Raw genomic sequence first — 12,086 nt, 5'->3', positions numbered from 1 at the left:
AGGACTTTTTTAGTTCTGGACTGATTCAGTGAAAAGGGCCTTCAAAATTCAGTTTACTTTTCTTCGGTCTGATCAAAAGAGACCACCTGATCTTCCAGGTAATGCGGGTAGATTTTTCTATGCTGCTTTTTGACTTCGTTGACCAGAGCCTCCCGGAATTCCTCAACATGGAGTCCACTTGCTGCTGCCATAAATACCGGCTTGATCCCATTTTTCTTTTCATAAGCATCGGATAAAGCCTGAAAATCCAAATAGTTGGCTTCCTCCAGTTCCAATTCGCTCATCTCTTGGATTTTTTCTTCGGACGGCATAGTTTCCACCAAGTCTATCTTGTTGAAAACCAACAAAACGGGCTTGTCACCGGCTTTGATTTCTCTCAGGGTCTGATTGACCACGGAAATATGATCCTCAAAGCTGGGATGTGAAATATCCACCACATGGACCAGTAGGTCCGCTTCTCTAATTTCGTCCAAGGTAGATTTGAAGGATTCGATCAAGTGGGTCGGAAGTTTTCGGATAAACCCAACCGTATCCGAAAGCAGAAAGGGAATATTATCCAGGACAACTTTCCGAACCGTTGAATCCACAGTCGCAAACAGTTTGTTTTCGGCCAGAATATCAGTTTTGGTGATGAGGTTCATCAAGGTGCTCTTTCCTACGTTGGTATAACCAACCAAAGCAACACGGACTATACCCTTTCGGCCTTTTCTCTGGGTCTCTCCTTGTTTTTCAATCTCCTTCAATTTGGCTTTAAGGAGGGAGATTTTATTTCGGATATCCCGCTTATCCGTTTCGATTTCCTTTTCACCGGCACCGCCTCGGGTAGAAGTTCCTCCTCGCTGACGTTCCAAGTGCGTCCACATGCGGGTCAATCTTGGTAAAAGGTATTGGTAGCGGGCCAATTCCACCTGGGTTTTTGCTTGGGCTGTTTGAGCCCGTTTCAGGAAAATATCCAGAATCAACAAAGACCGATCATAGACTTTTACCTTCAGTTCATTCTCCAGGTTTTTCATCTGCGAAGGAGAAAGGTCATCATCGAAAATGACCATATCCACCCCAAAATGCTCCACATAGGCCTGGATTTCCTCCAACTTTCCTTTACCCACAAAGGTGCGGATATCGGGTTTTTCCATTTTTTGGGTAAAACGGTAAACAGCCTTTACGCCTAGAGTTTCGGTCAGGAAGGCCAGTTCATCCAGATGCTCCTCCGTTTCCTGTTCGCTTTGGTTTTGTCGGATGACGCTGACTAAGACTGCGGTTTCCTGCTTGGGTGCAGTATCGTGTAATTTTTGAAGCTTGCGCGAAAATTTGCTCATGTGCTGTTTGAATCTAGGAATAAAAGCAGGCTTTGGGATTTTTAGTTTCTTTTCTGAACAGAATCAAACGGATGCTCTACTGAAAATCAGCCTGTAGCCTGCAAAGTTCGGTATATTTCTCCAAAATTGATTAGGATAGTGTTTTTGCTCGTGGTTATTTTACTGTCTGTTTGAATTAAACCAACAGCTCCCTATGGCTCAAGTAAAAGAAACATCACTTTCCGGTGTTTTGGAGATTTTCCCGACTGTATTCAAGGACCAAAGAGGTTATTTTTTTGAATCGTACCGGGAGGACTGGCTAAGCCCTTTTGGGGTGGATCATGGCTGGGTGCAGGACAATCAGTCTTATTCCCAAAAGGGAACCGTTAGAGGATTGCATTTCCAACATTCGCCCTTTGCCCAGGCCAAATTAGTGCGGGTCATTCAAGGGAAAGTACTGGATGCCGTTGTGGATCTCAGAAAGGATTCCCCAACCTTTGGTCAATCATTGACTGTTACCCTTGACACTGAGAAACATAACCTGTTGTACATTCCAGCGGGATTTGCACATGGGTTTTCCGTGTTGGAGGATGCTGTATTCGTCTACAAGTGCTCCAATTACTACAATAAACCAGCTGAAGGAGGGATCATCTGGAACGATCCCGATTTGGGAATTGACTGGCAGGTCAGTGAACCCATTATTTCTGAAAAAGACAGCTATTGGCCCACTCTTGAGGAGTTTAAGCAAATAAGCAAAGGAGGACTGTAATGGGGATTTTTGATTTTTTCAAAAAAAAGGAGCAAGTCAAAGAGCCACTGGATTTGAGTTGGATGCAGGTGGATATGCATTCCCACCTGATCCCCGGTATTGATGACGGATCCAAGTCTATGGAAGAATCAATTAGACTGATCAAGCAACTAGCTGACTTTGGACTTCGAAAACTCATTACTACCCCTCATATCATGTCGGAATTTTTCAGAAACACCCCTGAAATCATCCACATGGGGCTGGAAGATCTGAAACGGGAGGTTGCCTCGGAGGGAATAGCTATGGAAATCGAAGCGGCAGCGGAATATTTCATGGACGAGGTTCTTTTGGAAAAGGTGGAGGCCGGTGAACCACTGCTTACTTTTGGGGATCAGTATATTTTGGTGGAAACAGGCTTTGTTAATAAGCCCCAGATGCTCTTTGAAGTACTGTTCCAATTGGAAATGGCAGGATACAAACCAATTCTTGCACATCCTGAACGCTATCAATATCTTATTTTCAACAAGGAATTGCTCAAGGATCTGATTGATCGCAATATTTTGTTTCAGGTAAATTTGCTTTCCTTCACCGGCTTTTATTCCAGAGAGGTGAAGGAATTTGCAGAAATGCTCTTGAAAAAAGGCCTGATCAAGTTCTTGGGTACGGATTGCCACAATGACCGCTATTTGGAGGTCTTGGGGACCCTTCCGCAAACAAAATATTATCGGCAACTTCAAGAGGCCAATTGGAAAAACACGGATTTATAAGAATTTGAACGCATGAAAATCCTCATTACCGGTATCACTGGACTTTTGGGAAGTTATTTGGCAAAGGAATTTGCCTCCCTTGGAGAGATCCATGGGATCAAAAGACCCGGTTCATCTACGCGTTTGCTTGAGGATGTGGATTTTCCAATTCATTGGCATGAGGGAGCACTATCGGATGTGGATTCCCTGGAATCAGCTATTTCCGGAAAAGATCTGGTAATTCATGTGGCAGGAATGGTTTCCTATGATCCGGCAGATACAGATCAGCTTTATGAAACCAATGTCAGGGGTACAGCAAATCTGGTCAATGCAATGCTCCAAACCGAAGTCAGAAAGCTTGTTCATGTGAGTTCTGTGGCGGCCATCGGTAGAGCCCCGGAACAGCAATTCTATGATGAAGATTTCAAATGGACTGAATCTCCCTTTAATACGGATTATGCCATTTCCAAGTACTGGGGAGAGCTAGAGGCCTGGAGAGGGGAACAGGAAGGCCTGGATTTAATGGTAGTCAACCCATCTGTTTTGCTGGGGAAGATCAGTGACGATAGAAGCAGTACCGCCATTTATCACTATGTGCTGGAAGAAAATTCATTTTACCCTTCCGGGAATGTGAATTATCTGGATGTGCGAGATGCTGCAGAGATGGTGCGGTTATTGGTGGAAAAGGAAGCCTGGGGAAAGCGTTTTATTCTGAATAAAGAAAGCATGCCTTATAAGGAGTTTTTCCAGATAATGGCCGAGGCCTTTGGAAAAAAAGCGCCACACCGTCCTACCAATTCCCTGATGTTGCGACTTGCAGTTCTTTATGCCTCAATTTCCAGAAAATTGGGGTTGAGCAAAAACCCCCTAAATAATAAAACTGCGATGCTTTCAACCCAAAAAATCACCTACGACAACACCAAAGCTACCAGCCTGCTAGAATTCAAATACAGAGACCTGAAAGACACCTTTTTATGGGCTAAATAAACTTATTTTTCATCCCCTTCGTTATCCACATTCCGCAGACCAACTCCAAGCTTGAATAGAAAGTGATAGGCTTGGAAAAATTTAACAAATCACGATTTTGAGAGACCGGAATATTTGGTATCTTAAGTAAACCATAACACATCTGAATGACAGGAGATCACGACCAAGATTGGGAAAACGACAAAAAGCTTGTTGAGCGGTTTGAGAATTCCCTGAAAGCCAATCTCGATCTTTATTTTGAAGAGGAAGAACTGGAAGACATCATTCGATTTTATTTCGATCAGCAAAAATTCCTAAAAGCTTTAAGAGCCTCTGAATTCGCCCTGGAGAAATTCCCGTTTTCAGTGGAAATCAAATTACTGAAAGCCCAGTGCCTGATCTTCAATGATGAATTGGAGGAAGGGTTGGGTATCCTGGAAAACATCAACAACATCTCTCCCAATAACGAGGAAATTATACTTGCCTTGGGCAATGCCTATATTCTTGCTGGAAATCCCCAAGAGGGCATTGAGTTGTTGGAGCGTTTTCTTCCACTTGCAGAGGATAAGGCCGAGGTTTATTATTCCTTGGGAAATCTATTTCGAGCCAAAGGGGACAATGAGAAAGCAAGTGAGGCTTTCAAGGAGGCGGTGAAGATCCGGATCAACCATGAGGACGCCCTGTTTCAGCTGGCCATGATCACCGAAGAGGATGGATCTTTTGACGAGATCCTCACTTTTTATCAGGAATTTATCGATCAAGATCCCTACAGTGCGGGTGCATGGTACAATTTGGGGGTAGTTTATAACCGGCTTGGCAGGTTTGAAGAAGCCATCAAGGCCTATGATTATGCGCTTTTGATTGATGATTCCTTTGCTTCAGCTTATTTCAATTTGGGCAATGCCCTGATGAATACCCAGCAATACGAGCTTGCTTTAGAGGCGTACCAGAATACCATCAACTGTGAAGGCGCCAATGCGGAAAACTGCTGCTACATGGGTGCTGCCTATGAAAAGTTGGGAAAAGTTGATGAAGCCTTCAAATATTTCAAAAAATCCGCCAAGCTGGATGAGGAGTATGACGATGCTTGGTTTGGCTTGGGAATGTGCATGCTCAAAAAGGAGAAATTCTTTGAAGCCATCCACTATTTCAAAAAAGCACTGAATCTCAGCAAAGAAAACCCGAATTATTGGGTAGGATTGGCAGATGCGGAATTTAACCTGGGAAATCTACAGGCCAGTTCGGAAGCCTATGAAGAGGCCATCAATCTGGAGCCCGGCATCATGGAAACCTATGTCAACCTGTCTGTGATTTATTTTGACCAGAACAGATTCGAGGAAGCGATTGATGTAATTCGGGAAGGAATAGAGGAGTTGCCCGAGGAGGCGGAGCTCTATTATCGAATGGTTGTTTATCAAATCAAAATGGGCAATTACAAAGAGGCGTTTTCATATTTGGAAAATGGCTTAACTTTGGACTTTGATCGGCATACAGTTTTGTATGATTTGATGCCCGAGCTGGAAAAGCAAAAGGCCATCTACAAGCTGATTGCCCAGTATAGAGATGAGAATCTCCAGCCCTAAACTAATACAAGCGAATGAATTATGTGCTAAAGAACATCCCTGTACGTACTGAAAAGCCGCGTACCACGGGATTTACTATGGCCATGGACAAAGGCCTCAGCCTTCGTGCCGTGGAAGATTTTGTAGACAGCTGCTCCGATTTTGTGGACATTGTCAAATTGGGATGGGCCACATCTTACGTGACCAAGCATCTCGCTGAGAAAATCGCGATCTATAAATCCGCCGGCATCCCGGTTTATTTTGGAGGAACACTTTTCGAAGCCTTTATCGTACGAGGTCAATTTGATGATTACCGAAAGGTTCTGGATAAATATGACTTGGGTTACGCAGAGGTTTCCGACGGCTCCATTTCCCTAAATCACGACAAAAAGTGTGAGTTTATTTCCACCCTTTCCCAGCAGGTGACTGTTTTGTCTGAGGTGGGTTCCAAAGACGCTGCCAAGATTATCCCTCCCTATAAGTGGATCGAGCAGATGCAAACCGAGCTTCAGGCGGGTGCTTGGAAAGTAATCGGGGAAGCCAGAGAAGGTGGAAACGTAGGACTTTTCAGAGACTCGGGTGAAGTACGTCAGGGATTGGTTGAGGAGATCCTCACTCAAGTTCCTGAAGAGCGCATCATTTGGGAAGCCCCAATTAAGTCCCAGCAGGTTTGGTTTATCAAGCTTTTGGGTGCCAATGTAAACCTTGGAAACATCAGTCCAGCGGAAGTGATTCCTTTGGAGACCATTCGTCTCGGACTCAGAGGCGACACATTCGACCATTTTTTGGGAGAAATCAAATTGTAATTAGCAGAATCTAATCGGGCTGATCAGAATTCATTCTGGTCAGCCTTTATTTTTGTTCATGGATTTAATCAAAAAATACCTACTGATCTACCTCAAAGGGATGGCCATGGGGGCAGCGGACATTGTACCCGGAGTATCGGGAGGCTCTATTGCCCTGATCACCGGGATCTACCAAAGATTGCTGGATAGTATCAATTCCTTCAATCGGGAAAATTTGACATTGCTGGTCAAGTTTGATCTCAAGGGATTTTACAAATCAGTAAATGGCAGCTTTCTCCTGAGTTTATTATTGGGGATACTCACCAGTATTTTTACTCTTTCCAGGCTCATCACCTATCTGATGATTGAGCATCCTGTAGTCCTTTGGTCATTTTTCTGCGGATTAATTTTGGTCAGCGCATTTATGATCCTGAAAGAAATCAAACGCTGGCATTTGGGTGTGGTAGTTTCTGTTTTACTAGGAACTGCAATAGCCTATTGGGTTACAGAATTGCCTCCTACTTCCTCACCGGATGCACTTTGGTTTACTTTTGTTTCCGGTGCCATTGCCATTTGTGCGATGATCCTGCCCGGTATCAGCGGAAGTTTTATTCTGTTGATCTTGGGAAAATATGAGACCATTCTCCATGCTGTTTCTGAGAGGGATATTTTGACTTTGGGTCTTTTTGCTCTGGGTTGCATTGTCGGAATTCTTTCTTTTAGTCGGGTGATTTCTTGGTTGCTGCGCAAATTTCACTCGACCACCATAGGTTTGCTTTCAGGCTTTATGTTAGGATCGGTCAATAAGCTCTGGCCTTGGAAAATCGTAACTGAATACCGAATTTCTTCTTCAGGAGAGCAAAAGCCCTTTCTTACAGAAAATCTCCTTCCAAGTGAGTATTTAGCGCAAGTGGGTCAGGAACCTTTTGTAGGCTTGGCAATAGCGGGATTTGTTGGAGGGATTTTGCTTGTTTTAGGAATAGACTTGCTCGCAAATCAATTGAAGAAGTCATGAGAAAATTTGGTTTGATAGGGTACCCTTTGGGACATTCTTTTTCGAAAAAATACTTTACTGCCAAATTTGAACGTGAGCATATTCAGGACTGCCGCTTTGATCTTTATGAAATTCCAAGCATTCAGGATTTTCCGGAAGTGCTGAAGGCAAACCCTAAACTGGAGGGCATGTCCGTAACCATTCCCTACAAGCAGGAAGTGATGGCTTATCTGGATGAGCTGGATCCGGCATGCGCTAAAATCGGTGCTGTCAATTGTATCCAAATCCGTCCAGGAAAACTCAAAGGCTTCAACACGGATTACATTGGTTTTAAGGAATCCTTGGAAAAATGGCTAGGAAGGACAAAGCCCAAAGCCTTGGTTTTGGGAACAGGTGGTGCGTCCAAGGCCATTAAGCAGGCTCTTTCAGATATGGGCTTAGAGTTCCTGTCGGTTTCAAGAACTGCCGGAGAAAATCAAATTACCTATTCCGATTTGCATCAAGATCCAAACTTGATTCAAGGGTATCACTTGTTGATCAACTGTACTCCTTTGGGTACTTATCCCAAGACTGAGGACATGCCGGATATTCCGGTTGATCATCTGAATTCTGTGCATTTTGTATATGACTTGGTTTATAATCCGGAGATCACCACCTTGATGAAGGCTTGCCTGGATCGAGGGGGAAAGGCTAAAAATGGCCTCGAAATGCTGGAACTTCAGGCCGAGGCGGCATGGAAAATCTGGAATTCCTGATACAATTTCAATCGATGATCTTTCGGGGAATGTCCCGTGGAAGTCGGGTCAATAATTCATAATTGACCTGTTGGGTTGATTCCGAGAAACTCGCAACCGTAATTTCCTGTCTTCCTTGTTTGCCAATCATGACGACCTCGTCGCCGATTTTCACCCCCTTCATCGCTGAAATGTCCACCGCGATCGCATTCATGGTTACCGTTCCCACCACCTGACAATATTTTCCTCCGATCAACACCTGACCGGAATTACTCAGCAATCGGCTGTACCCGTGCCCATAGCCTACGGGGACAATCGCCAACATCATTTCTCTCAAAGCCATAAAACTATTTCCATAACCCACAAACTCACCCATTTCCACTTTTTTCAAACTCATTACCTGACTTTTCCAGGTAATCAGTCTTTTCAGAGGGTTTTTGTTGTTTTTAGGGAGGTCTTTCAACTTGGCAAAGTAGGTTTCCTTGGTTGGCCAAAAACCATATCCGGCAATCCCAATTCGAACCATATCCATGATGGTTTCCGGAAATATCAATGTTGCGGCCGAACAGGCGGAATGATAACGGTTAAAAAACAGCTTGTTTTCGGATAGGTAATTTTTGAAATCATAATAAACGGCGATCTGCTTTTTCACGCGGACATAATTGCTCACACTTTCTGCCCCGGCATAATGCGTACATAGCCCTTCCAAAATCACCTGATCTTTTCCTTGTTGAAGAAGCTCCACCAATTTTTCCCGGTCCTCCCATTCGAAGCCTGTTCGATGAAAACCAGTTTCTAATTCCACATGAATTTTTGCAGGGATTCCGATCCGATTGGAAACTTCAATGGCACGCTCCAAACGCTGAAAATCAAACACATAAAAACTAATACCCGAACGAATCAAATCCTCCAACTCTTCCTCATATAGCATCCCCATAATCATGATTTCGGAATTTTTGGTAGAATGCTTTCTAACTGTCCACGCTTCATCCGAACTAAAGGTGCTAAAATGTCGGATCCCTGTTTTCTCTGCAATTTGAACGACTTGGGCGATTCCATGTCCATAGGCATTTCCTTTTACCACGGCGGAGATGGTTGGCTTGGGCCCTATTTCGGAACGTAAGTAGCGGATGTTTTGGCGGTAGGCTTTTGCGCTAATTTCAAGACGGGAAGTAGGAATACCTGTTGGGAAATCTTGCATGACAAAAAGTAAGGCCATTCCGAAGGAAATCGCAAACCTTTTCTACTTTTAAACAAAAGATACTTGGATGAAACCTTCAGAAAACCAAACCCGATGCCCTTGGTGCCTCTCCTTTGAGGAATATGTAAAATACCACGATGAAGAATGGGGTGTTCCTGTATACGATGATCGGGTTCATTTTGAATTTTTGGTTTTGGAATCGGCACAAGCAGGTTTGAGTTGGGCGACCATTCTCAAAAAACGGGAGGGTTACAAAAAAGCATTTGCCGACTTCGATTATAGAGTTGTGGCCGACTTCCCAGAGAGTTATGTCGAGGAACTGCTTCAGGAGCCGGGCATCATCCGGAATAAACTAAAGATCAAAGCTGCTATCAACAACGCCCAGAGATTTCAAGAGGTACAAAAAGAGTTTGGTTCCTTTTCCGATTATATCTGGGGATTTGTTGGAGGTAAACCTATCCAAAATAAACTTCAAAGCATAAAAGATGCTCCTGCTACCTCGCCCGAATCAGACCGCCTTGCCAAGGATTTGAAAAAGCGTGGATTTAAATTTTTGGGAAGCACCACCATTTATGCCCATATGCAAGCGGCAGGCTTGGTCAATGATCATTTGGTGGATTGTTTTCGATATGATGAAGTGAAAAAACTGCAGCGTTCTTAAGCTTGGACTTTACCTCGCATAAAGGTTAATCTCATCAAAGTAAACTTTTCCCAATGTCAAATCAGGCACAAACAAACTAACCTGAATTTTTTCCGCATCTTTTGGGAAGTTTTCTAAAGTTGCCTTCAACAGGATCCAATCGAAATCCCCTTGTAATAGTTGTTCATTTGTAGCGAAAGCATTTCTACTTTCGCTCGTTTCGAAGGGAAAGACCTTTATCCCAATGTGCACTCTACCTCCTGCCGTCAAGTCTACCACATTTTCTCCTTTTACAAAAGCCATGAGCTCCAATGTGCTTCCCGGTGCAGGCATTGGTCCAGTGTAGGTTTGAATCCAAGTAGCTGAATTAGCGGAGGACCTTTCCTTATTCTCAATGAAGAGTGATCGATTTCCAGTCAAGAATACCTCTCTACTGACTCCATACTGAATTTCATTTGGAAACCTAGGAGCCCAAGGAAAAACAGAATCCTGGTATAGGGATAAATTAGGGTTCAAAAGAAGTTGACTTCCTCTAGGGAGATAGTCTTCTTCCGAACAGGACAGCAAAAAAAGAAGGCAGAAGATCAGGAAAAAATGATTGGCTTTCATGGCTTATAATTGATTCATAATCAATACGATTCAACATACTCGTTTGTTGAAAAAAAACTCCTAAAAAATTGGGTTTTTCTCGCCAGAGGCTCCAAATCCTCTTGGTTTTGATGAACAAATGAAAGTTTTAATAAAAAACGGTCTGGTGATTTTTCACCAGACCGTTTTTGCTTTTTAGTAACTGGAATAGTTAAACAAAAGCAAAGAAGACTAGCCAAACAATAAATAGAAGCGGAAGCAAAATTGGCAAAGAGAAGCGGATGATATAGCCAAAGAAAGAAGGCATCTTAATTCCACTTTGCTCTGCAATAGACTTCACCATGAAGTTTGGACCATTTCCGATATAGGTCATCGCACCAAAGAATACGGAGGCTACGGCGATGGCCATCAGTTCAAAGGCTGAATCATGGAATCCGTCTGCGGCAAATTGGCGCACCTCTTCGATATTATTGATGGAGGCGCCTTTGGAAGCCATGGCTGCTGCAAGGAAATTAAGGTAGGTTGGTGCGTTGTCCAGGAACCCAGAAAGTGTACCAGTCCCCCAATAAAGGGTATTGTGCGTGATCAATGCTGCTCCTTCAGGAGATTTTGCAAAGTTACCTACCAATTCCAATGCTGGCATCATGGTACCGAAAATACCGATGAAGATGAATGCCACTTCACGGATTGGTTCGAAGTTGAATTCATTGCCTTGGATTGCCTTCTGATCTGCAAATCGGTAAGATAAAAAGGCCACAGAAAGCATGATGATCTCACGTAGGAAGGAGAATTTCTGCCCGTCATATTGAATGGAAGGTACCCATTCGATTACGTTTGGATCTAGGAACACAGAACAGATTACGATGAACAGCCATCCAAAATTCTTGACTCCGATGAGGGTGAACTTGTTGGTATAATTATTAGCCTCTACTTCTGAATCATCAGCAGAGCGTCCGAACTTCCGGTCTATAACATAGAATACCAAAGCAAGAAGCAGCAATGCAAAAACCCAAGCAGGCCAGTTGTGCTCAAAGGTCCAGAAGAATGGAATTCCTTTCAGGAATCCAAGGAAAAGTGGAGGGTCGCCAATTGGGGTTAAGGAACCTCCAATATTACTCACCATGAAGATGAAGAAGATAATATGATAAGGTTGTATGTTTCCTTTGTTCAGTCGAATAAAGGGACGGATCAACAACATGGAAGCTCCGGTTGTACCAATCAGGTTGGAGATCAATGCACCAATAACCAGTAGGGTAACATTGGCCAGAGGTGTGGCTTTTTTATCAATTTCAATCAGGATGCCTCCAGAGGCAATGTAAAGTGAAGCCAAGAGGGCTATAAACTGAACATATTCTGCTAAAGCGTGTACTGGTCCATGGACATTTTCCAATACAAATAGATAATAGACTACTACCAAAATGGCTAACCCTACTGCGATTTTTGGATAGTTGTGATGCCAGAAATGCTCATAAAACAAAGGTCCTGTGGCAATCATCAGCAACAATGCCACAAAAGGAATCACCAGCCAGGTAGGAGGTGTATGGTGTGCGGCTTCTCCATGGTCGGCATCAACTTGGTGTTCACCGGCACTGGAATGATCTACAGATTGATGATCGGCTTGAGCCAGATAGTTTTGCTCTACGGGGTTGTCTTGGGCAAGGACTTCAGATACCTGAGGTCCTGCGAAAAATAAAATTCCGAAAAGTATGGAGAAACTTAGTATAAAATTCTTCATGGGGATAATTTGGTAAGCTGTATATTCTTTTCGGTTAATTAAAGGAAATTATAATTGGATGGAAATCCAATGTGGCGAGCACTAAACTACAG

The 12,086-nt window shown here is 43.5% G+C and carries 12 protein-coding genes; 8 read left to right on the top strand and 4 right to left on the bottom strand.

Going from position 1 to position 12,086, the window contains the following annotated elements; genetic code table 11:
* Positions 1 to 53 precede the first annotated feature (53 nt).
* Positions 54 to 1,316, bottom strand: coding sequence for a GTPase HflX (gene hflX / locus P2G54_RS00560; RefSeq protein WP_275867148.1), 1,263 nt, complete (start codon positions 1,314 to 1,316; stop codon positions 54 to 56).
* Positions 1,317 to 1,509: 193 nt separating this feature from the next.
* Here hflX and rfbC point away from each other — a divergent pair, with 193 nt between their 5' ends.
* The 7 genes from rfbC (at position 1,510) to P2G54_RS00525 (ending at position 7,851) form a co-directional block, all read left to right on the top strand.
* The gene (gene rfbC, locus P2G54_RS00555) at positions 1,510 to 2,064 is read left to right on the top strand and encodes a dTDP-4-dehydrorhamnose 3,5-epimerase (RefSeq protein ID WP_275867147.1); all 555 of its coding nucleotides are present in this window, start codon (positions 1,510 to 1,512) and stop codon (positions 2,062 to 2,064) included.
* Positions 2,064 to 2,810 (top strand): CpsB/CapC family capsule biosynthesis tyrosine phosphatase, encoded by a 747-nt coding sequence (locus P2G54_RS00550; RefSeq protein WP_275867146.1) that lies wholly within the window; start codon positions 2,064 to 2,066, stop codon positions 2,808 to 2,810. Before rfbC ends, P2G54_RS00550 begins: the two co-directional genes overlap by 1 nt.
* 12 nt (positions 2,811 to 2,822) lie before the next feature.
* Positions 2,823 to 3,776 (top strand): NAD-dependent epimerase/dehydratase family protein, encoded by a 954-nt coding sequence (locus P2G54_RS00545; protein WP_275867145.1) that lies wholly within the window; start codon positions 2,823 to 2,825, stop codon positions 3,774 to 3,776.
* 146 nt (positions 3,777 to 3,922) lie between these two features.
* Entirely contained in the window at positions 3,923 to 5,338 is a 1,416-nt protein-coding gene (locus tag P2G54_RS00540) for a tetratricopeptide repeat protein (protein WP_275867144.1), read from the top strand.
* 14 nt (positions 5,339 to 5,352) lie between these two features.
* Positions 5,353 to 6,123, top strand: a complete 771-nt coding sequence (locus tag P2G54_RS00535; protein ID WP_275867143.1) for a phosphosulfolactate synthase — start codon at positions 5,353 to 5,355, stop codon at positions 6,121 to 6,123.
* Positions 6,124 to 6,181: 58 nt separating this feature from the next.
* Complete coding sequence (locus tag P2G54_RS00530) at positions 6,182 to 7,117, top strand: DUF368 domain-containing protein (protein ID WP_275867142.1); 936 nt, start codon at positions 6,182 to 6,184, stop codon at positions 7,115 to 7,117.
* Entirely contained in the window at positions 7,114 to 7,851 is a 738-nt protein-coding gene (locus tag P2G54_RS00525; protein ID WP_275867141.1) for a shikimate dehydrogenase, read from the top strand. The genes P2G54_RS00530 and P2G54_RS00525 overlap by 4 nt, the downstream gene beginning before the upstream one ends.
* 7 nt (positions 7,852 to 7,858) lie before the next feature.
* On the opposite strand, the gene alr is transcribed toward P2G54_RS00525, so the two are convergent.
* Complete coding sequence (alr, locus tag P2G54_RS00520) at positions 7,859 to 9,049, bottom strand: alanine racemase (protein ID WP_275867140.1); 1,191 nt, start codon at positions 9,047 to 9,049, stop codon at positions 7,859 to 7,861.
* Between the two features lie 49 nt (positions 9,050 to 9,098).
* Between alr and P2G54_RS00515 the strand changes: the two genes are divergently transcribed.
* Positions 9,099 to 9,692, top strand: coding sequence for a DNA-3-methyladenine glycosylase I (locus tag P2G54_RS00515; protein WP_275867139.1), 594 nt, complete (start codon positions 9,099 to 9,101; stop codon positions 9,690 to 9,692).
* Positions 9,693 to 9,701: 9 nt separating this feature from the next.
* Here the strand turns inward: P2G54_RS00515 and P2G54_RS00510 are convergent, their stop codons facing one another.
* A complete protein-coding gene (locus P2G54_RS00510; RefSeq protein WP_275867138.1) occupies positions 9,702 to 10,280 on the bottom strand; it encodes a hypothetical protein in 579 nt (192 codons plus the stop codon).
* Between the two features lie 190 nt (positions 10,281 to 10,470).
* The gene (locus P2G54_RS00505; protein WP_275867137.1) at positions 10,471 to 11,994 is read right to left on the bottom strand and encodes a sodium:proton antiporter; all 1,524 of its coding nucleotides are present in this window, start codon (positions 11,992 to 11,994) and stop codon (positions 10,471 to 10,473) included.
* Positions 11,995 to 12,086: the final 92 nt, after the last annotated feature.

This window comes from Algoriphagus sp. CAU 1675 (assembly GCF_029222925.1).
Taxonomy (GTDB): Bacteria; Bacteroidota; Bacteroidia; order Cytophagales; family Cyclobacteriaceae; genus Algoriphagus.
This window is presented reverse-complemented; position numbering and strand designations above follow the sequence as displayed.